This window comes from Vibrio sp. K4 (assembly GCF_051122595.1).
Taxonomy (GTDB): Bacteria; Pseudomonadota; Gammaproteobacteria; order Enterobacterales; family Vibrionaceae; genus Vibrio; species Vibrio owensii.
In genome coordinates this window covers 1,474,357-1,496,311 of record NZ_CP178577.1, presented here as the reverse complement: position 1 = coordinate 1,496,311, position 21,955 = coordinate 1,474,357, and the positions used below count along the sequence as shown (strand labels likewise).

The window sequence follows — 21,955 nt, the reverse complement described above, 5'->3', positions numbered from 1 at the left end:
TTTGTTGGAGAAAATTAAGCGTAGGATTCACCGAATTCAGTTTGAACATAGTGGTAAATACACATAAAAAAAAGAGCGAGTCGCTATGACTCGCTCTTAATACACAGAATTGTTAGTCATTATGACTGAATTATTAGCTTTTCAGCATATCGACCATAACAGCAACGGATTCATCTAGATAAACGTCTGGTGCTTCGTAATCTTTTGGCACATCATCAAGCGTTTTGAATGGTTCTTTACCCATTGCAGCTTGACGTTCATTGATGCGCTCTAGACGTAGAGCCTCGGCTTTATCCGATTCATCTTCACGAACTTTCTCGTTAAGAGACAATAAGTTATCGTCTTTCTCTTTACGGTACTTCTCGATATCTTCTTTGATGAAACGGAATTCCATTTCGTCTGCGATACGTTTGTTGTGAAGTTCAGTCAGTTGAGTCACAAGAGCGTCATTGCTTGGGAACGTCTGATATTTTGCTTTATCAATGCTATCCCAAGGCAGCGCGTTATCTTCAACACTTTCACCTGTTTCGCTTGGCTCAACTGGCGTTGGATAAGCGATGTCTGGTGCAACACCACGGTTCTGAGTACTGCCACCATCAATGCGGTAGAACTTCTGAATCGTGTATTGAACATAACCAAGCTCTTTATCGAAAAGATCGTAGATATGGTTCAGTGAACGATGTTGCTGAACGGTACCCTTGCCGAAAGAGTTTTCGCCAAGAATAATCGCACGGTTATAATCCTGCATTGCTGCCGCAAAGATCTCAGACGCTGAAGCACTGTAACGGTTGATCAATACAGTTAGCGGGCCGTCGTAACTTATTTGGCCATCGGTATCTGCATTTACCTTGATACGTCCGTAGCTATCACGAACTTGAACAACCGGGCCCTCTTTAATAAAGAGACCTGTTAAAGCGGTTGCTTCTGTCAGTGCACCACCACCGTTGTTTCGTAAATCAACGATCACGCCATCGACGTTCTTGGCTTTCAGTTCAGCAAGCAGTTTGTCTGTATCTTTCGAGAGACCAACGTAGAAGCTTGGAACTTCAAGAACACCAATCTTTTTACCGTCTTTCTCGATGATTTCAGATTTAACCGCACGGTCTTCTAAGCGAACTTTGTCACGAACAATAGTGACAACGTAACTCTTTGCATCTTTGCCTTCTGGCAAGACTTGTAGGTTAACTTTGGTTCCCTTAGGGCCTTTGATTAACTGAACGACGTCATCAAGACGCCAACCAATGACATCGACAACTTCTTCGCCATCTTGACCAACACCGATGATGCGGTCACCCTCGCCCAACTGTTTGCTCTTAGAAGCAGGACCGCCGGCAACCAAAGATCGAATCACTGTGTAGTCATCGGTCATTTGAAGTACGGCACCAATACCTTCAAGAGATAAATTCATCTCTGATTGGAATTGTTCTGCATTTCGAGGAGATAAGTAGCTAGTGTGCGGATCAACTTCACGAGCGAAAGCATTCATGTAAAGTTGGAAAGCGTCTTCGTTGCGAGTTTGCGTAATGCGTTTCATCGCGTTGTTGTAACGCTTCTCTAAAACCTCTTTGATTTCTGGCCATTCTTTACCAGTCATTTTAAGGTTTAGAGCATCGTACTTAACGCGTTTGCGCCATAACTCATTTAACTCGGCTTCGTTTTTAGGCCATGCGGCTTCAGAGCGATCCAGTTCGATAGATTCGTCAGTATCAAACTTGATTTCTTTATCGAGTAGAGTCAGTGCGTAGGCAAAACGGTCAAAACGCTTCTGCATCGAAAGGTTATAAACATCAAATGCAATCTTGTTGTTGCCAGCTTTAAGCTGATCATCAAGGCTAATTGACCAATCTTTGAAAGAATCGATATCGGCTTGAGTAAAAATATTTCTATTGTAATCAAGCATTTCTACATAGCGTTCAAAGATCGCTTTGGAGAAATCATCATTCAGATTGAAGTGCTTATAATGAGAGCGGGTAAATCGAGAAGTCACTCGTTTGCTGGCTGTTTCATGCTGAACTTCAGGAGCAAGAACCGGCAAATCATCTTTGTTTAGTTTGGCTTCTAGAGCCTGAGCTGATGCTGCTAGCCAGAAGCTAGCAGCAATCAGTGTCACTTTTGAACGGCAATTCATGCGTAGGAGTATCTCCCTTATGCGCGCAAGTGCTCCGCTTTCACAACCATTTGTAGGCCGTTAGCAAGTTGAACACGTACATCTTCCTTATTGACTTCAACAATGGTCGCAGCCATGTTTCCTTTGCCCATGTTCACGTTTACTGCGTTGCCGATTGTGATCTCGTCAGCGTTTAGCGCGCGTGTTTCTACAGGCTTACTTTCTTTTTGTACTTTTGGTTTGTTAGCACGACGAGGCTGTTGAGGCTTTTTAGCCGCAGGTTTCGCTTTCGCCTTACCCTCTTCACGAGCTTTCTGAGCTTGTTCTTTACGACGAGCTTGAACTTTCGCTTTGCTTTCAGCAAGTGTCGCTTTAGCGTGTTCTACGTGTTCTTCTTCTAGCTCGCCACATGGGTTGCCATCTAGATCAACACGTACTGCACCTGGTTTTACACCGTGTAGGTAACGCCATGATGAAGTGTACTGTCTTAACGCTGCACGAAGCTGAGTTTTGCTTACTTTTTCGTCTTCATTTAGACGTTCCGCAAGATCTTGAAAAATACCAATTTTCAGAGGCTTTGCTTCACCTTCTAAAGTAAAGCACTTAGGGAAACATTCAGCAATGTATGCGATAACTTCTTTGCTGTTTTTTAACTTTTCAGTCATGAGGGTTCCTGGTTTGAGCGGATTTCCGCGAAGCATTAAGAAAAAATATTCTCGTATTATAGTGACATGCCAAGGAAAAACCACACTCGAGGGCGAATTTATGCGTCGTTAGCGTGCGAATTAAGCAGCTTTTCTACTTCAACCATAAAATGAGTGAGACCTTCTTCGTCAATTTCATTGAATCGGCCGATATTTGGACTATCAATATCCAACACGCCAGCCACTTCCCCATTGATAGTAAAAGGAATCACAATTTCTGAATTGCTCGCTGCATCACAAGCAATGTGACCTTCAAACTCATGTACATCGTATACTCTTTGTACGCTGTTAGTTTGTGCAGCCGTACCACAGACACCACGCCCCATTGGAATGCGAACACATGCTGGCTTGCCTTGGAAAGGACCAAGAACCAGTTCGTCTCCCTTCTTAAGGTAGAAGCCAGCCCAGTTTAGGTCGTCCAGCTCCATAAATAGTAGAGAACTAATGTTCGCTAGGTTTGCAATGTAGTCTTTTTCTGATTCGATCAGCGCAACAGCTTGCTTGGTAAGTCTTTGGTATTGTTCTATGTTCATATTAACTTCCTACTTTTTATTTAGGCTTCCATTCTTATCGTATGGCGTTACAATGCAGCCCTACTTTTTAATAGGACTTATTCTCAATTACAATGAATCCGAAAAACGACACTATTAGCCGTTCTTGGTTGATAACACAAGTGAAAAAGCACAAGTCCAAGCTGATTCTAGCGAACTTGATAGCCGTACTTGCGACCTTGATTAGTGTTCCAATCCCTCTTCTTATGCCTCTGATGGTGGATGAAGTCTTATTGGACAAACCGGCATCTGGCCTTGCAGCGATGAACGCGGTTTTACCTGAGGCGTGGCATACACCTACGGGTTATATCTTCTTTACTCTCTTTTTGGTTGTACTCATGCGAGCAGGCAGCCAAGCTTTCAACATTCTTCAAAGTCGACAATTCACACTGGTTTCAAAGACCATCACCTTTGAAATGCGCAGCAAGATGATCGACAAACTTGGTCGTATTAGCATTCGTCAGTACGAAACCAAAGGCAGCGGCGGCATCAACGCTCACCTTATCACCGACATTGAGACCATTGATAAATTTATTGGTTCTACGTTAGCGAAATTCATTATTAGCTTTCTAACCGTGATTGGTACTGCCATTGTTCTGCTTTGGCTCGATTGGCGACTCGGTCTATTTATCCTTCTGGTTAACCCTATTGTTATCTACTTCTCTCGCAAATTGGGAAGTATGGTGAAACACCTAAAGCGTAAGGAAAACCACTCTTTTGAGATTTTCCAAAATCGTCTGGTTGAGACGCTTGATGGCATTTACCAATTGAGAGCAGCGAACAAAGAACGCGAATTCTTACAGCAGCTTAAAGGTAGTGCCGACCAAGTTCGTATCGATGCCGACAAATACGCTTGGCAATCAGAAGCTGCTGGTCGCGTCTCTTTTCTTCTTTTTCTAATTGGTTTTGAGCTATTCCGCGCCGTTGCCATGCTAATGGTGATGTTCAGTGACCTCACCATTGGTCAAATTTTTGCTGTGTTTGGTTACCTGTGGTTTATGCTATCTCCGGTACAAGAACTCTTGGGCATCCAATTCTCTTGGTACAGTGCAAAAGCGGCGCTTAAGCGTATTAACGACCTATTAGAATTGGAAGAAGAACATAGACCTGTTTCGAAAGTAAATCCTTTCAAAGAAAATCGAGAAGTTGATGTAAAAATTGAACATGTCGATTTTTCATACAACAACGAAAACAAAGTGTTGGACGATCTATCTTTACACATTCCTGCCGGTAAGAAGGTGGCCCTGGTCGGTGCAAGTGGTGGTGGCAAATCCACGCTGATTCAACTGTTGATTGGTGTTTACCGTCAAAACGCAGGTTCTATCCGTTTTAATGATGAACTGACCGATGACATTAGTTTTGAAGTGATACGCGACAAAATTGCCGTGGTTTTACAACAACCTATACTATTTAATGACTCCTTGAGGCATAATCTCACCCTCGGTGGCGACTTCGATGAAATGTCACTGTGGCGTGCCCTAGAAGTGGCGCAGCTGCAAGACGTCATTTCTCAACTTAGCCACGGTTTGGATACACAGATTGGGCGTAATGGTATCCGCTTGTCAGGCGGCCAACGTCAGCGTTTAGCAATCGCACGCATGGTGCTGAGTAACCCACAATTTGTTATCCTAGACGAAGCAACGTCTGCATTGGATACCGCGACAGAGGCGGCATTACATAAGGCGTTAACTGAATTCTTACGCGGTCGAACTACTTTAATCGTTGCCCACCGTTTATCTGCGGTGAAACAAGCCGATTTGATTTATGTGCTTGAAGATGGAAGAGTGACGCAAACAGGAACCCATGGTGAGCTCGTTGAGCAAGAAGGCTTATATCAAACCTTGTATGGGGGCATTCAGTCCCACGCTTAAACCATTCTATGTAGAGAGGTCGTTGTGACCTCTCTGTCTAAACACGCCATGCAACCTAGTAGCATTCGCTTGTGCCAAGGTTGCGAATTGCCTGTCGATATTGTCGATCTGCCTAGTGGTAAAAATGCACACTGCCCTCGTTGCGGTACACAGTTGTACCGTGGTGGTAGTCCGAGTTTATCTGGCAACCTAGCAATCGCTGTCACTTGTATTCTGCTTTTTATTCCTTCGCACTTTTTTAACTTCATCAGCATTCGTCTGTTTGGAGTGATGATTCCTGCAACACTGCCATCAGGGATGATCACACTGTTTCAAGAAGGGTTCGTTCTTCTTTCTATTCTTATTCTATTTTGTAGCTCGCTGGCCCCATTAATCGTATGTAGCTCAGTAGTGACAGCGCATTGGTCATTACACAAGCGCTGGTTTAAAGGGCTTCGTGTTTCACTATGGTTGATTCAACACCTCAAACACTGGGTGATGTTGGACGTTTTCCTTGTCAGTATCGCTATCTCCTGTTTCAAGCTACAAGATTACTCAGATATTTTTGTTGGGCCGGGCCTCATTGGTCTCGTCCTACTGCAAATCTTCACTGTTTTGTTAATTTCTCGCATTAGCGTCCGTCGCTACTGGGAGTCATGGGAATCTGAGCTCAGTTTCGACTTCGAGCATAAAGATGTTCATTGTCATGAGTGTCACCTTTCACAACCAGAAGGCTCACGTTGTCGTCGTTGCCATCACGAACTGTATCATCGCAAACCAAATTCTATTCAGAAGACGTGGGCTTACTTGATCGCCGCAACGATTGCCATCTTCCCTGCCAACTTAATTCCTATATCCATTCTGCTGACAAACGGGAAACGTCTGGAAGACACGATATTCTCTGGCGTTGCAGGATTGGTGAACAACGGTATGTACGGCATTGCTATCATCATTTTTGTGGCGAGTATCGTCGTGCCTGTCGCTAAGATTCTTGGCCTTGCCTACATCTTGTTATGTATCAAATTCAAACGTTCGGTGTTCAGAAGACAACGAATGATGGTTTACTTTGCAGTAAAATGGATCGGTAAATGGTCTGTGATGGATTTATTTGTTATTTCTATCATGATGACATTGGTCGATCGTGGACAAATTCTCGACTTCACACCGGGTTATGGCGCAGTTGCGTTTGGTGTTGTCGTCGTACTTACAATGCTCGCGGCGGAGAGCATTGACCCAAGGCTTATTTGGGACCAAGCCCCAACACAATCAGAAAAAGAGTCAATTAATGAGTGATCAGAACAGTTCTCAAACGTCATATGTGCCAGAGGTAAAGAGGAGTAAAGGTATCTCTCCCCTTTGGCTGTTGCCGATTTTGACCATGGTGTTAGCCGGTTGGCTCGTGGTGAAGTCAATTCATGACGCCGGGCAACGCGTGCAAATCTACTTCTCCGATGCGGCTGGTTTAGTCGCTGGGCGAACCACCATTCGCTATCAGGGTTTAGAAGTCGGTATGGTGCGAGATATCAACTTGTCTGAAGACTTGGGCAGCATTTATGTTGACGCAGACATCTATCCAGAAGCCGCTAAATTGCTTAACGACAAAACACGTTTTTGGTTGGTCAAACCGACAGCGAGTTTAACTGGCGTGTCTGGTCTTGATGCTCTTGTTTCTGGTAACTACATCTCTATTCAGCCGGGTGATGGCGAGAAGTTCGAAACTACCTTCCATGCCCTTGAATCTGCACCAACAGATTTGCGCGTGACACAAGGCTTGAACATTAAATTGAAGAGCCGAGACTTGGGCGGCGTTTCTATTGGTTCTCAAATTGTCTACAAAAAGATCCCGATCGGTGAAGTGTTCAGCTATCAGCTAAATGAAGACGCTAAATCCATCACTATCCAAGCAAACATTCAAGAACAGTACCAACACATCATTAATAGCCGCAGCCGTTTCTGGAATGTGAGTGGCATCGGTGCGAGTATCGGTTTCGATGGTGTTGATGTTCAACTTGAGAGCATGAGTGCCCTACTTGGCGGCGCGATTGCGGTAGATTCGCCAGACGACGGTGAGCCAGTCAAAGAGAACACCGAATTCCGTTTATACAAAGATCTGAAAACAGCGGGTCGAGGTATCCTAATTAAAATCGCCCTTCCTGATGATAATAAAATCAGTGGCGAAGGCGCGCCTATTATGTATCGCGGCCTAGAAGTTGGCCAAATCACCGATTTAAAACTCTCTGAAGGTCGAGAAGTAATTCTGGCTTCTGCAGCCATTCAGCCTGCGTTTAGCGATATGCTAACGTCAGGAACCCGCTTTGTTCTTGAAGAAGCAAAAGTCTCGTTATCGGGTGTAGAGAACATCGCAAACCTTGTGCGCGGTAACTTTTTAACGATCGTGCCGGGCGAAGGTGAACGTTCAAGACGCTTTACCGCCATTCGCAAAAATGTGTTCAACCAACAACAACAGAAGTCGATTGCCATTCGCCTTGTCTCGGACAACTCTTTTGGTTTAGACAGTGGTGCAAACGTGCTTTACAAAGGTATTGTGGTTGGCTCCATCATAAAAGTTGGCTTGCTGGATGAAGCAAAGGCACTAGCAGCGAAGCATGAAGTATTCATGGATGTCCTAATCGACAACGAATACAAGCATCTGATCAAATCGAATAACCGCTTTTATGTTACTGGCAGTGCTTCTGCTGAACTGACTGAATCTGGACTTAGCGTTACCGTTCCGCCTGCAAAACAGCTTCTAACGGGTTCAATTAGCTTTGTAAGCCAAGGGCAAGAAAAGGTCCAAAAAGAGTACCAACTGTTCCAAAGTGCCTCTTTGGCGGATCTTGCGCAGTACAACCAAACAGGGTCAAAAACGCTGACTCTATTTGCGGCTGAATTGCCACCAATTTCAAAAGGCAGCCCACTGCTCTACCGTAACTTGCCTGTGGGCAGTATTTCCGATTTCAATTTGGTCGACGGTGGTGTCATTGTAAAAGCGACAATTGAAAATCGTTATGCGCACCTTTTGACGGATAAAACCGTATTCTGGAACCGCTCAGGTGTCGAGATTGACGCATCTCTCGCTGGCATTAGCGTAAAGGCGCACCCTCTTAAAACTCTCATTAAAGGTGGTATCGCATTTGATTCCATTCCGGGAATTGAGAATAAAATTGGCCAGCGTTGGAAGCTTTACAATGACCAAAACCAAGCGCGTAAGTTTGGCCGTGTAATTTCCCTTGAAACCGATGGCAGCCAAGAAGTAGCGAAAGGAACGCCTATCAAATACCAAGGTGTTAAGGTCGGTGAGGTTACTTTAGTTGTTCCAAACTTCCATCGAGAAATGGTTGAGGTTACGGCTCGCATCCTTCCTGAATACGTCGACAACATTGCCGTTACCGGGTCACACTTCTGGTTAACAGAACCAGAAATTGGCTTAGGTGGTGTTAAGAATTTAGGCGCTTTGGTGTCGAAATCTATCAGTGTCGAGCCGGGTAATGGCGCAGCGAAGTTCAAGTTTGAATTAGCGAAAAGCCAGCAAGCTGAACAAGGTATTTCTTTCACACTACAGAGCGAACAGCGTGGCTCGGTTCAAGTTGGTACCCCTATCCTATATCGTCAAATGGAAGTCGGTACTGTGACGGATGTTAGTCTGGGTGAATTTGCGGATCGAGTGGTAACGAAAATCGAGATTCAACCAGAGTATGCCTACTTAGTTCGTCAAAACAGCGTGTTCTGGAATGTCTCTGGCGTCGATGTTTCCATCGGTCTTGGTGGCGCAAACATAAAGGCAGGAACTTTTGACAGCCTAGTGCGTGGCGGTATCGCTTTCTCTACCCCTGAGCAATCAAAAATCCCGCCAGCGGCGAAACGCGGTCAATCTTTCTACTTATACCCACAAGCGGAAGAAAGCTGGACACAGTGGCGCACAGCAATACCAAAACCATAATCCGTTAGATTTACCATAACGACTTAAAGAGCAGCAATCGCTGCTCTTTTTTATTGCTCAAACCTTTGTGACTATTCGTTTCTGGTTCGCTTTCGTATATCATTTGCGGCAAATTCTGCAATCGAGATTTCACTTTGCATCCTAACGTTTACATCCCAGAAGCCTTTTTGGAAAAAATCCAAACCATCCTTCCTGCTCACCTAAACATGGAAGACTTTATCGCGTCGTGCCAAAAGCCACTGCGAAAGAGTATTCGTGTTAATACGCTTAAGATCAGCGTTGAAGCGTTTTTAGAGCGCGCAGAAGCAAAAGGTTGGAAACTTTCCCCTGTACCTTGGTGTGAAACGGGCTTTTGGATTGATGCGGATGAATCGGTTGTACCACTTGGTAACACCGCTGAACACATGTCAGGGCTTTTCTACATCCAAGAAGCCAGCTCAATGATGCCTGTATCTGCCCTGTTCATGAACCAAGAAGCGTACGACGCGGTTCTCGATACTGCGGCGGCACCAGGCTCAAAAACGACTCAAATCGCTGCGTTGATGAATAACGAAGGCGTTTTGGTTGCGAACGAATACGCGGCGAGTCGAGTGAAAGTACTTCATGCAAACATTGAGCGCTGTGGCGTGCGTAACGCTGCGCTAAGCAACTTCGACGGTCGTGTGTTTGGTGGCTGGCTCCCAGAGCAATTTGACGCCGTTCTACTCGATGCACCATGTTCTGGCGAAGGTACGGTTCGTAAAGATGAAGATGCAATGAAGAACTGGACGCAAGCGTCCGTCATTGAAATTGCCGATACACAGAAAGACCTGATTGAAAGTGCGTTCCATGCTCTAAAACCAGGTGGCGTAATGGTTTACTCAACCTGTACGTTAAGCACCGAAGAGAACCAGCAAGTTTGTCACCATCTAAAAGAGACATTTGGTGACGCTGTTGAATTCGAAAGCTTAAAAGATCTGTTTGAAAATGCAGAAGCGGCACTGACCGAAGAAGGATTCTTGCACATCTTCCCTCAAGTTTATGACTGTGAAGGCTTCTTCGTCGCTCGAATTCGCAAGCTCGCGGCAGTTGAAGCGCCAAAAGTGAAGAAGCGCATGGGTAAATTCCCATTTGCAAAAGCATCAAACAAAGAATCTGCAGAGATCGCTAAGCAACTACAAAACGCAATCGACATCAAACTGCCTGAAGACAGCACGGTTTGGATTCGTGAAAAAGATGTGTGGCTTTTCCCAGACGCACTAGAACCGATGATTGGCGAGCTACGTTTCTCTCGCATGGGCATCAAGATTGCTGAAACCCATAAAAACGGTTATCGCTGGCAGCACCAAGTTGCGACAGCTCTCGCTACAGGTAATGAGAGTAATGCGATTGAACTAACCATCGAAGAAGCGCGTGAATGGTATATGGGTCGTGATGTTCGCCCTCAAAACATTCCAGCCGAGATGAAGACAGGTAAAGGCGAAGTTCTTGTAAAGTACGAAGGTGCCATTATCGGCCTTGGTAAATGGGTAAGCAACCGCATCAAAAACGGTCTTCCACGCGAATTAGTACGAGATAAGAACTTATTTTAGTAGCAAAGTGAAATGCTATAAATAAATGAAAAGCCATCGTATTTACGATGGCTTTTTGGTTCTAAAGCATGATTGGAACTGGGCTCACTAGCGATCCGAGTGCGCTGTACTAAACTGAAGTTATCAAAGCATCGCTTTGAAACGGCATTTCTCTCTATGTTTAACCAACCATATTGTTGGTCAAAAAGTTTAGCGCAGGCTCTATCAAGGAGCCGTTTCCCCTAGGCCCAAAATAAGGACGAGTTTGGGCCATTTTTTTGGCTGGTACTTTTCAATTCGCGTTCAAATCTTTTCGACTAAGACGCGATCCACCAGCCAAATTGCATCTTTAGTCCTTATTCAGCGAGACGAATTCCGTCTTTCTCAATAACGATTTTACCTGCTTTGTATAAACCACCGATGGTCTTCTTAAACGTGCCTTTACTCGTGCGAAATGCGTCAAAAATCGCTTCTGGAGAAGATTTATCGTTAAGAGGCAAGAAGCCGCCCTTCTTCTCTAGAAGCTCAACGATCTTGCTAGATAGGTCGTCCATCTTAGCGACGCCAACTTTTTGTAGCGCTAAGTCAATCTTACCGTCTTCGCGAATTTGCTTAATGTAACCTTTCAGCTTTTTACCGATAAACAGCTTTCCGAATACATCAGATGGGAAGATCATGCCCCAGTGCTCGCCGTTCACAATCGCCTTGTAACCAAGTTGGCTGCGTTCTGCGATGATGAGGTTAACTTCTTCGTTTACTTCATAGTTTGCTGGCGTTTTATCCAGCCACTTATTGAACTTGGTTGTACCTACGATACGACCAGATGCTTTATCTGTGTATACATAAACCAGAATGTTTTGACCAGCAGTAAAGCGAGAACGTTGCTCACTAAACGGGATAAGAAGATCTTTTTCTTTAATACCCCAATTGACGAATGCACCAGTGCTGCTCACACCTTCAACTTGCATTAGGCCCCACTCGCCAACTTGAGCGATGGGTTTATCAATGGTCGCAGCTAGCTGACTTTCTGAATCAAAGTAAAGAAATACGTCAATATGATCGCCTACGTTTGTACCCTCTGGTACATATTTATTAGGCAGCATGACAGAGCCGTAATCATCACCATCCAAAAATACGCCAAAATCAGCCGTTTTAGTGACTTCTAAGCTGTTAATTTGACCAATTTTAATCATTGAGTTTGTCTCTTTTTAAATTTACTGGGAATTATACCCAAACTAACAAGAAAATCAGAGAGAAAAGCAAACCTCTCTGTTATGCTGTGCTCGTTCAACAATTTATCCTAGCCCGCCCTTAAGTTATTTCAATGAACGGACGCTTTTGGATATAGGATGCTTTAGCAAAATCAGGAGCTTTCCTTGGTCACTGTCGACAAACAAGACTCGGTAACCTTAAAAATTAGCCATGCATTGGCAAAGAGTAAAACGCTCGACCTTGATATCTATGTTTTCGTACCCGGAGAGTTGGGTTTAAATTCCGACATCATCAGCGAATCCGAGTTCTACTACACTTCAATCACGCAAAAACGTTCTTACTACAGTACAGAGGTGCTTTTGCCTTTGGTGCACAGCCGTCTTGCTAAACGTGGTCGTTTGTCCAATCGCCAGTACCGCGTCAGTTTGAGTTTGTTTGCGTATCAATACGTTATTGCGCTTGATAAAGCCGTAGCTGCGTTAAACAAACATGATAGTGACAGCGTAACAGCGGAAGAAGTGGATGAAGTGATTGAATTGACGCTCGACATCCTGAAGCGTCTGCGTCGTTCGATTCCTTACGAAGAAAACCTCAAGCGTTACTACGTTAACATTGATAATTACTTGTCTTGGTACACTGAGCAAAAGTTCCTATCCCTTGTCGCTCACCTTCCTCGTGAAGGCGATTACAGTACGATCAAAGAGCGTTTGATTACTCTATGTGAAAAAGAGCAAGCGCATCGTAAGTTGAATAACTACAACTCAGCGAGCGTCGTTGAGGACGTGACACGTCTGTCGAACAAAATGCGCTTATTGAGACGTTTGATTGAGCACCCAATTGTTTTGCGTGAAAAAACGATGTCGATGGGTAACAACATCAAACGTGCAATCAAAGGGATCGCGACGGGCTTAGTGATGGTCGTTGTGACAAGTACCGTTATCCTTGCGCGAGATTATCTAGGTGAGATTTCTGCGTCTTTCATTATTGCGATGTCGTTCATCTATGCGCTACGTGAAATCTTTAAAGACGACTTGCGTGACGCAATGTGGCGTTGGATTCGTAAAGGTAAGCCAAAATGGCGTAAGAAGTACATGGATCCGACGACGAAGAAAGTCGTTGGCCGTAAGCTGGAATGGCTAGACTATCGTTCGCTTTCAAGTTTGCCGGATCGTATTCAAAATATTCGTAAGAAGCGTGTGGTTCAGCGTGAAGAACAAATCCTGCATTACCATGCTAAGACTGAGATGGCGACATCGTTGTTCTTGAGTGGTTACGAGCAAACGCGCGAAACGTTGAACATTAGTTTGCGCCCTATTATTCGTTTAATGGATAAGAGCTCGAACCGAGTCTATCGTTTGAATGATGGGCAAGTAAGTAAAGAGTCGGTAGAGAAACGCCATCTTCTCAATGTGATTGTCAAAGAAGACAACCACACTGATGAGCCCGTTTATTACCGTTGGAAGGTCGTGCTTAACCGTTCAAAGATCGTCTCTCTCGAGAAAATCGAACTGGTTTAAGCCCACAATATGAATTCTGAAATTAAGCAGCTTGTTTTTTAGCTGCTTTTTTAATGGAAAGCGTAAGAGAAAACTCGGCCATAGGTTCATTACCATTAATGCTTGGACACAATGCGGTGATCTTTACATCCCGATTGATACGTTCGCCAGTTTCTAATGTCATTCGCAACATTTCATCAATTAATGGACCATCGTGACACACAAAATGCACGTCGCCTTCAGGACGTTTCAGAAACTCTGCTGTCACGCCCTTAAAAGCGAGAGAGATACGCTCTCCCTGCTCTTCTGCTTTACTCATAGCAAGAAAGCCACCAGCGACATCGGCACCAACAGCAAGCGCACCAAAATACATACTATTGAGATGGTTCTTCGTTCTTCGCTTTAATGGAATTTTAACTTCAACGTGTTGATCATCGATGGCAAGGATCTTTGGTCTACACAACCAGATAAGTGGAACTTTAGAAAAGCCAAAAAGGTTTAAGTAAAGATTTGCACGGCGAACAGCAGATAACATCTTGGTCTCCTTACCAGACTAGTCAGACCAGTTAATCAATGAAGCGCTAAAATGTCAAAGAAATGTTAACAAGAAATCGATCTGCGTAGGCAATTTAGCAATCGGTTTCTTTCCTGTAAGGTTTTACGTTGAATATGAAACACCCACCACACCTAGCTCCAACGCTTAAAATGCCAAATTTGCGTGTTACTAAATAGAAAAACTAGTTATAAATTCAAACGACTATGTATTGATCTCTGCCGCCGTTTTTGTCATTTATACATAACTATCATTTATGATAAGCCACAGCATTACATACATTTCGGTATTTACTAGATAAGAATCCCGTGAAACGGTTTATTCCTAACTATAATTCCGTTATCTTTACCGCTTCGCAATAGAGAATAAAGCTATAACATGCCTATTAAAACAGATGAATTGAGAACCCAACCTTTGGGTCCAATGCCGACACCCGCAGAGCTAGGTAGCGTACATCCAATCACTGATGATGTAGCAGACCGTATTGCTCAATCTCGTCGACAAATTGAGAAGATTTTGACTGGTGAGGATGACCGTATCCTTGCTATCGTTGGCCCATGTTCAGTGCACGACACTGAAGCGGCAATTGACTACGCAACTCGTCTTGCGGACATTCAAGATAAGTACAAAGATGAACTGTTCATCGTTATGCGTACTTACTTTGAGAAGCCTCGTACCGTTGTTGGTTGGAAAGGTCTTATCACCGACCCTAACCTAGATGGTTCATACGCACTTGAAGCTGGTCTTCATAAAGCTCGTAAACTGCTACTGGATATCAACAAGCTTGGTCTTGCAACGGCTACTGAGTTTCTTGATATGATCACAGGCCAGTACATTGCTGATCTGATTACGTGGGGCGCGATTGGCGCTCGTACAACAGAGTCACAAATTCACCGTGAAATGGCGTCTGCCCTATCTTGCCCAGTTGGCTTCAAGAACGGTACAAACGGTAACGTGAAAATTGCGATTGATGCGATTCGTGCGTCTAAAGCATCACATTACTTCTACTCGCCAGATAAGAATGGTCGTATGACAGTTTACCGCACAAGTGGTAACCCATATGGTCACATCATTCTTCGTGGTGGTGAGAAAGGTCCAAACTTTGATGAAGCGTCAGTGAAACAAGCGTGTGAAGCGCTTGCAGAATTCGACTTGCCACAACGTTTGATTGTAGACTTCAGCCACGCAAACTGTCAGAAGCAGCACCGCAAGCAAATTGAAGTTGCACAAGACATTTGTGAACAAATTAAATCAGGCAGTACTCGCATTGCGGGTATCATGGCAGAGAGCTTTATTAAAGAAGGCAATCAGCCAATGACTGATATTCACAACCTAACTTACGGCCAGTCGATTACTGACCCATGTCTAGGTTGGGATGATACTGTGACTATGCTAGATATGCTGGCAGAAGCAGTAAAATCCAGTAAGTAATTTCCCTATAACAAGATAATCAAGGAATCTTCATGCCATCGTTTGATATTGTTTCAGAAATCGATACCGTTGAACTACGTAACGCGGTTGATAACGCTAACCGTGAACTGTCTACTCGTTTCGATTTCCGCAATGTGAATGCGAGCTTTGAGCTAGTAGAAGAAAATGTAAAAGTGTCAGCAGAAGGCGAGTTCCAACTTAAGCAAATGCGTGACATCCTACGTAGCCACTTGGCAAAGCGTAACATTGATGCGAACGCTATGGATGCAAAAAATCCAGAAGCGACGGGTAAGAACTGGCACCAAAACGTTGCTTTCCGCCAAGGTATTGATACGCCTACAGCGAAAAAGCTAGTTAAACTAATCAAAGACGCGAAGCTTAAAGTTCAAACGTCTATCCAAGGCGACAAACTGCGCGTAACGGGTAAGAAGCGTGACGACTTGCAAGCGACGATTGCAACGATCCGTGAAGCAGAGATGGGTATCCCATTTCAGTACAACAACTTCCGTGATTAATTGCGCTCTCCTACTCTCTTAAGACAGAGAACGAGAACAGTGGAATAAAAAACGCCGACGAAATATTCGTCGGCGTTTTTGTATGTCGGTTTTGAACCTCTACCTATTACAAGAAGCTATGAACTTGCGCTTCTTATTAGATTACAAGGTCCTGTCCTTGTAGGAGAGAAAACTCACTTGTTCCTTGGGGGATGAATACACAGACACGAAGTTTTTCTTCTTTGGCCTTTCTAAGCATGTCAGAAAGCTCGGTTGCGCTAGAAAATGCCTCACGTTCCGCATCTCTTCTTACCAGCTCCATTACATCTGCTTCGCATTTGGTTGAGTAAAGAGCCAATTCTGCTTGCTGCATGTATCGTACAGCCTTGATCGGCAGCATCTCTACATCTTTACCCACTTGAATCCAAGTGCAGCTTCCTGTTTCATCCAGAGGCTTTGCCATGGTTTCTTGATAGATGGTTTCAAGCTCACGATTATCTCGCGCGTTTTCTACTTCAGGATGAGAGAAATAGTTCTCCCAAAACTTACGGCGTAAATCGACGCTTGGTAGCGCTTCTTTAATAGAGTTACGTTTTGAATTAGCAAACTCCGCCATCAATCCCATGTTTTGCGGCAGAATAGCTTCTAACTTTTCTCGAATGTTACGGATCAGTACAGGAGACGCGCCGCCACTCGAGATAGCGATTTGGATACGTCCGCGATTAATCATTGAAGGCGTAATGAAATCACAGTAAGGCTTGTCGTCTACAACGTTGACTAAGATGCCTAACTCTTTCGCGTCTTTATAGACCTGATGATTCAGTTCTGGGTTATCTGTGGTTGCCCACACTTGAATGAAAGAGTTTGTGACAAGGTCACTTGAATAAAAACGTTGAATCCAATGCACTTGCTGCTCTTGAGCAAGTTTATCAAGAAAGTCGACAAGACTTGGGGACACAATGGTGATGTCAGCACCAGCCTTAAGTAGCGCCTCAACTTTGCGGCTCGCCACTTCACCACCACCGACAACCAGCACGGGTTTATTTACTAAATCTAAGAACAGAGGAAAATATCGCATTTCAATCCATGATCACTTCAAATAACTATCGAAATTCATGCTACCAAAAATGGGGCAATCACTTCACCTTGTTTCGACTTCACAAATAATATTTGTTCAAATTTTCGGCTTACATAGCCACCCTACACTAATGACACTTTTAATAACAAATTATTATCCTCTTGTTTTAATCCCTCTTTTATCGATTGTTCTGATGCACCAATCTGACAATTAGTTGCACTATTTACAAACAATTAACATTTCTTCATTCTAAATCGCAAGGAACATTGTGACTTCTCTCCAAAACTCTTTTTAAATTATATATTTGAGAATTAGCAGATCCTTTCCTACGCTTATAACTGATTGATTTGACGATGACCGTTTCTTCTAAAATCAATCACGTAGGACGAAAACACAAATGAACAGGACACGTTGTATCAGGTCGCTCCTGATTTAACATGGATCATACAGGAAGGATACAAATGGCAAATAAACTCACAGTTCTTGCTTCCGTCGTAGCGGCTTCTACTGCCATGATGGCTACTTCAGCTCAAGCAGCAGACACTACTCTGGACAAAGTCACAAAACAAGGCTTTATTACTTGTGGCGTTAGTACCGGTCTACCTGGTTTCTCAAACCCTAACTCAAAAGGTGAATGGGAAGGTATCGACGTAGAATATTGCCAAGCACTGGCTGCAGCCGTTCTTGGGGATAAAACGAAAGTTAAGTATGTACCCCTAACCGCGAAAGAACGATTCACTGCACTACAATCGGGTGAAATCGATGTGCTTTCACGTAACACCACCTGGACACTACACCGTGATACGGCTCTTGGTCTGAACTTTGTCGGCGTGAACTACTACGACGGTCAAGGTTTCATGGTTAAGAAAGACCTTGGTGTTTCAAGTGCAAAAGAGCTTGATGGCGCATCAGTATGTGTTCAATCAGGTACAACAACTGAGCTAAACCTTGCAGACTACTTCCGTAACCAAGGCATGGCATACAAACCAGTGGTATTTGATACTGCTGCGCAAACTTCTAAAGGTTTTGATGCTGGCCGCTGTGACGTACTAACCACTGACCAATCTGGTCTGTACGCGCTACGTCTGAATTTGAAAGACCCTTCTTCTGCTACCGTTCTTCCTGAGATCATCTCTAAAGAGCCACTAGGCCCAGTTGTACGTCAAGGTGACGACCAATGGTTCAATATCGCGAAGTGGACTCTATTTGCGATGGTGAACGCAGAAGAGTACGGCATTACCTCTAAGAACGCAGATGAGATGTTGAAATCGAAAGATCCAAACATCAAACGTATTCTTGGTGTGGACGGCCCTAAAGGTAAAGGCCTAGGTATCCGTGACGATTGGGGCTACCAAGTTATCAAGCAAGTCGGTAACTACGGTGAGAGCTTCGAGCGTACGGTTGGTACAGGTTCGCCTCTGAAAATTTCGCGTGGTGTAAACGCACTATGGAATGCAGGCGGCTTTATGTACGCGCCACCAATCCGCTAATACAACGATTATCACAGGGCGGTTTATGCCGCCCTTTTTCGTGAGTGAATCTATAAATAAGGGTTTGAGGTTATCGCTGTATGAAACCGACGAATGATGCATCGCCAAGTGCGATGTCCAAACCAAGCGGAAGTAAGAGCCTGATTTACAATCCAGCCTTTCGCTCCGCTCTTTTCCAGATCATTGCCGTAGCCGCACTGGTATTTTTCTTTTACACAATCATCAACAATGCACTGACCAATCTTGATGCTCGTGGTATCGCAACAGGTTTTGGTTTCCTTAATCAAGAAGCAGGCTTTGGGATCGGCCTGACTCTTATCGAATACGACGAAACGTTCTCTTATGGACGCACCTTTGTCGTTGGCCTTCTTAATACCGCACTGGTTTCTGTGCTTGGTATTATCCTCGCAACCGTTATTGGTTTTGTTATGGGTATCGCGCGTCTCTCCTCCAACTGGCTGGTGAGTCGATTAGCTGCGGTATACATTGAAACGTTCCGAAATATCCCACTACTTCTACAAATCTTTTTCTGGTATTTCGCGGTTCTTCAAGCACTCCCATCACCAAGACAAAGTATGAGCCTTGGTGAAGCGATCTTCTTGAACGTTCGTGGCTTGTATTTCCCAGCGCCTGTGATGGAAGCAGGGAGCGGCTTGGTTATTGCTGCACTTATCTTTGGCGTCATTGCGACGGTTTTGATTAACGTGTGGGCAAACAATAAGCAGCGTTTAACGGGTCAACAAACGCCAATGGGCCGAATTGCGCTTGGATTAGTTATTGGGCTTCCTTTGATTGTTTACTTCATCGCTGGTATGCCGATTTCTTTGCAGTACCCAGAGTTAAAAGGCTTTAACTTCCGAGGTGGCATCAGCATCATTCCTGAGCTAGCTGCACTTCTATTGGCATTGAGTGTCTATACCGCGTCGTTCATTGCTGAGATTGTGCGATCTGGTATTAACGCTGTGAGTCATGGTCAAACTGAAGCAGCCATGTCACTTGGTTTACCCCGCACAAAAACGCTTAAACTGGTCGTGATTCCTCAGGCATTGCGTATCATCATCCCTCCTCTTACGAGCCAATACTTGAACCTCACCAAGAACTCTTCGCTGGCAATGGCGATTGGTTATCCAGATCTGGTTTCTGTATTCGCTGGAACCACGTTGAACCAGACCGGACAAGCGATTGAAATCATCGCAATGACCATGGGCGTTTACTTGACGCTAAGTTTGATTACTTCAGCGTTGATGAACCTGTACAACCGTAAAGTGGCACTGGTGGAGAGATAATATGAGCACACATCAATTTCAGCCAGATCTCCCGCCGCCAGCAAACATGGTTGGTGTCGTAGGTTGGCTACGCAAAAATCTATTCAATGGACCAATCAACTCGATTGTGACGCTCATTCTGGCTTACATCGTATTCTCTGCACTCTGGAATATCGTTGATTGGGCGTTCATTAATGCTGATTGGGTCGGAACAACAAGAGACGACTGCACTCGCGAAGGCGCATGTTGGGTTTTTATCAGCGTCCGTTGGGAACAGTTCATGTATGGATTCTATCCAGAAGCTGAACTCTGGCGCCCTCGACTGTTCTACATCACATTGGCGATCTTCACTGTACTACTTGCTTACGAGAAAACGCCGAAACGTATTTGGATTTGGTTGTTCTTCGTAAACATTTACCCATTCATTATTGCTGCATTGCTTTACGGTGGCGTATTTGGTCTCGAAGTCGTTGAGACACACAAATGGGGTGGTCTACTAGTTACGTTGATCATCGCGCTTGTTGGTATCGTGGTTTCTCTCCCAATCGGTGTAGCGTTAGCACTTGGTCGACGTTCAGATATGCCAATTATTCGCAGTATCTGTACGGTTTACATTGAAGTGTGGCGTGGTGTTCCGCTTATTACCGTTCTGTTTATGGCCTCGGTAATGCTGCCTCTTTTCTTGGCTCAAGGCTCAGAAACTGACAAGCTCATCCGTGCGCTAATCGGTGTGGTCATGTTCAGTGCGGCTTATATGGCAGAGGTGGTACGTGGTGGTTTGCAGGCGATTCCGAAAGGCCAGTATGAAGCAGCAGATGCTCTTGGCCTTACCTACTGGAAAAAGATGGGACTGATCATTTTGCCTCAGGCACTCAAGATTACTATCCCTTCTATCGTGAACACGTTTATCGGCCTATTTAAAGACACCAGTCTTGTGCTTATTATTGGTATGTTTGACGTGCTGGGCATTGGACAAGCTGCGAATACCGACCCTGAGTGGTTAGGTTTCGCAACAGAAAGTTATGTATTTGTCGCGTTAGTGTTTTGGGTATTTTGTTTTGGCATGTCGCGTTACTCGATATGGCTTGAAAACAAATTGCATACCGGTCACAAACGATAACTCACTAAGATCAAGGACGTATTATGACGCAACAACAAGATTATATGATCCAGTTGAAGGACATGAATAAGTGGTATGGTGAGTTTCACGTACTAAAGAACATCAACCTAGACGTAAAGAAAGGCGAAAAAATCGTTATCTGTGGACCATCGGGCTCAGGTAAATCGACCATGATTCGTTGTATCAACCGTCTCGAAGAGCATCAAGCCGGCAGCATCTATGTATCGGGCACTGAACTTACAGAAGACCTGAAAAACATTGAGGCGGTTCGTCGTGAAGTGGGCATGTGTTTTCAGCACTTTAACCTCTTCCCTCATCTAACGGTTTTGGAGAATTGTACGCTTGCCCCTATCTGGGTGAAGAAAATGCCAAAAGAAGAAGCCGAAGCCATCGCAATGCAGTACTTAGAGCGCGTTAAGATCCCCGATCAAGCCGACAAGTATCCAGGCCAGCTCTCCGGTGGCCAGCAACAACGTGTGGCAATTGCCCGCTCTCTTTGTATGAGCCCTAAAGTGATGCTGTTTGATGAGCCGACATCGGCACTCGACCCTGAGATGGTGCGAGAGGTGCTTGATGTAATGGTTGAACTGGCGGAAGAAGGCATGACCATGTTGTGTGTAACGCACGAAATGGGTTTTGCTAAAGAAGTGGCTGACCGAGTTATCTTTATGGATGCGGGTGAAATCATCGAAGAGAACAACCCTGTCGACTTCTTCGAGAATCCGCAATCGGATCGAACCCAGAACTTCTTGGCTCAGATCCTTCACCATTAAGACGGGTTGGGTACATAGCTAAAATTGTAAAGCGCTGACATCAAAATCAGCGCTTTTTCTTTGTTTAAACGGTTGCTACTCACTCATGTTACGAAAATCCAGTTGATTCAAGATGTTGTAAATTCGCGCAATCTTGCAACCTACTTCGTGAGCTGCGCTTCAGAGCTTTGAATAGTAAGCCTTTCTTCGCTATGCAAGGTGGTAATATTGTGTTACAAGTTGCCACATACATAACACATTATTTCTATTATTATTTTGTTCTAGATATACATGTGGCGGGCTTGATTTTTTGAACTATCGGGCCCATATATGTCTATATATTAAAGATAAGACAGTCCCTT

Annotated in this window: 17 protein-coding genes; 11 read left to right on the top strand and 6 right to left on the bottom strand. The window is 44.4% G+C overall.

Annotated features, from left to right (window positions below; genetic code table 11):
* Positions 1-133 precede the first annotated feature (133 nt).
* The 3 genes from prc to ACLIIY_RS06760 all read right to left on the bottom strand — a co-directional run bounded on the left by prc (position 134) and on the right by ACLIIY_RS06760 (position 3,344).
* Positions 134-2,128 carry a carboxy terminal-processing peptidase gene (gene prc / locus ACLIIY_RS06770; protein ID WP_005440088.1) on the bottom strand — a complete coding sequence of 665 codons (1,995 nt, stop codon included), beginning with the start codon at positions 2,126-2,128 and terminating at the stop codon, positions 134-136.
* Between the two features lie 17 nt (positions 2,129-2,145).
* Positions 2,146-2,772, bottom strand: coding sequence for an RNA chaperone ProQ (proQ, locus tag ACLIIY_RS06765; protein WP_020197434.1), 627 nt, complete (start codon positions 2,770-2,772; stop codon positions 2,146-2,148).
* 98 nt (positions 2,773-2,870) lie between these two features.
* Positions 2,871-3,344, bottom strand: coding sequence for a GAF domain-containing protein (locus ACLIIY_RS06760; RefSeq protein WP_009706131.1), 474 nt, complete (start codon positions 3,342-3,344; stop codon positions 2,871-2,873).
* A gap of 92 nt (positions 3,345-3,436) precedes the next feature.
* Here ACLIIY_RS06760 and ACLIIY_RS06755 point away from each other — a divergent pair, with 92 nt between their 5' ends.
* The 4 genes from ACLIIY_RS06755 to rsmF all read left to right on the top strand — a co-directional run bounded on the left by ACLIIY_RS06755 (position 3,437) and on the right by rsmF (position 10,723).
* Positions 3,437-5,233, top strand: coding sequence for an ABC transporter ATP-binding protein (locus tag ACLIIY_RS06755; RefSeq protein WP_005440095.1), 1,797 nt, complete (start codon positions 3,437-3,439; stop codon positions 5,231-5,233).
* 24 nt (positions 5,234-5,257) lie between these two features.
* Entirely contained in the window at positions 5,258-6,505 is a 1,248-nt protein-coding gene (locus tag ACLIIY_RS06750; RefSeq protein WP_005440097.1) for a paraquat-inducible protein A, read from the top strand.
* Positions 6,498-9,152 (top strand): MlaD family protein, encoded by a 2,655-nt coding sequence (locus ACLIIY_RS06745; protein WP_434528374.1) that lies wholly within the window; start codon positions 6,498-6,500, stop codon positions 9,150-9,152. The genes ACLIIY_RS06750 and ACLIIY_RS06745 overlap by 8 nt, the downstream gene beginning before the upstream one ends.
* Before the next feature lie 134 nt (positions 9,153-9,286).
* A complete protein-coding gene (rsmF, locus tag ACLIIY_RS06740; RefSeq protein WP_434528373.1) occupies positions 9,287-10,723 on the top strand; it encodes a 16S rRNA (cytosine(1407)-C(5))-methyltransferase RsmF in 1,437 nt (478 codons plus the stop codon).
* Between the two features lie 335 nt (positions 10,724-11,058).
* On the opposite strand, the gene ACLIIY_RS06735 is transcribed toward rsmF, so the two are convergent.
* A complete protein-coding gene (locus tag ACLIIY_RS06735) occupies positions 11,059-11,895 on the bottom strand; it encodes a CvfB family protein (RefSeq protein ID WP_434528372.1) in 837 nt (278 codons plus the stop codon).
* Positions 11,896-12,078: 183 nt separating this feature from the next.
* Here ACLIIY_RS06735 and ACLIIY_RS06730 point away from each other — a divergent pair, with 183 nt between their 5' ends.
* Positions 12,079-13,431, top strand: a complete 1,353-nt coding sequence (locus ACLIIY_RS06730; protein WP_005443968.1) for a hypothetical protein — start codon at positions 12,079-12,081, stop codon at positions 13,429-13,431.
* A gap of 22 nt (positions 13,432-13,453) precedes the next feature.
* Here the strand turns inward: ACLIIY_RS06730 and ACLIIY_RS06725 are convergent, their stop codons facing one another.
* Positions 13,454-13,945, bottom strand: a complete 492-nt coding sequence (locus ACLIIY_RS06725) for a DUF4442 domain-containing protein (RefSeq protein ID WP_009706137.1) — start codon at positions 13,943-13,945, stop codon at positions 13,454-13,456.
* Between the two features lie 396 nt (positions 13,946-14,341).
* Between ACLIIY_RS06725 and ACLIIY_RS06720 the strand changes: the two genes are divergently transcribed.
* On the top strand, positions 14,342-15,394 hold the full coding sequence (locus tag ACLIIY_RS06720) for a 3-deoxy-7-phosphoheptulonate synthase (RefSeq protein ID WP_005443964.1): 1,053 nt from the start codon (positions 14,342-14,344) through the stop codon (positions 15,392-15,394).
* Between the two features lie 32 nt (positions 15,395-15,426).
* Positions 15,427-15,909, top strand: coding sequence for a YajQ family cyclic di-GMP-binding protein (locus ACLIIY_RS06715; protein WP_005443962.1), 483 nt, complete (start codon positions 15,427-15,429; stop codon positions 15,907-15,909).
* 136 nt (positions 15,910-16,045) lie between these two features.
* Here the strand turns inward: ACLIIY_RS06715 and ACLIIY_RS06710 are convergent, their stop codons facing one another.
* Positions 16,046-16,966, bottom strand: a complete 921-nt coding sequence (locus ACLIIY_RS06710; protein WP_038894150.1) for a precorrin-2 dehydrogenase/sirohydrochlorin ferrochelatase family protein — start codon at positions 16,964-16,966, stop codon at positions 16,046-16,048.
* A 461-nt stretch (positions 16,967-17,427) separates the two neighbouring features.
* On the opposite strand from ACLIIY_RS06710, the gene ACLIIY_RS06705 reads away from it, so the two are divergent.
* From ACLIIY_RS06705 to ACLIIY_RS06690, 4 genes are all read left to right on the top strand, one after another.
* Positions 17,428-18,456, top strand: coding sequence for an amino acid ABC transporter substrate-binding protein (locus ACLIIY_RS06705; protein WP_009706139.1), 1,029 nt, complete (start codon positions 17,428-17,430; stop codon positions 18,454-18,456).
* Positions 18,457-18,536: 80 nt separating this feature from the next.
* The gene (locus ACLIIY_RS06700; RefSeq protein ID WP_434528371.1) at positions 18,537-19,742 is read left to right on the top strand and encodes an amino acid ABC transporter permease; all 1,206 of its coding nucleotides are present in this window, start codon (positions 18,537-18,539) and stop codon (positions 19,740-19,742) included.
* Position 19,743: 1 nt separating this feature from the next.
* Positions 19,744-20,841 (top strand): amino acid ABC transporter permease, encoded by a 1,098-nt coding sequence (locus ACLIIY_RS06695; protein WP_434528370.1) that lies wholly within the window; start codon positions 19,744-19,746, stop codon positions 20,839-20,841.
* Between the two features lie 23 nt (positions 20,842-20,864).
* A complete protein-coding gene (locus ACLIIY_RS06690) occupies positions 20,865-21,614 on the top strand; it encodes an amino acid ABC transporter ATP-binding protein (protein ID WP_005443945.1) in 750 nt (249 codons plus the stop codon).
* The last annotated feature ends 341 nt before the right edge of the window (positions 21,615-21,955 follow it).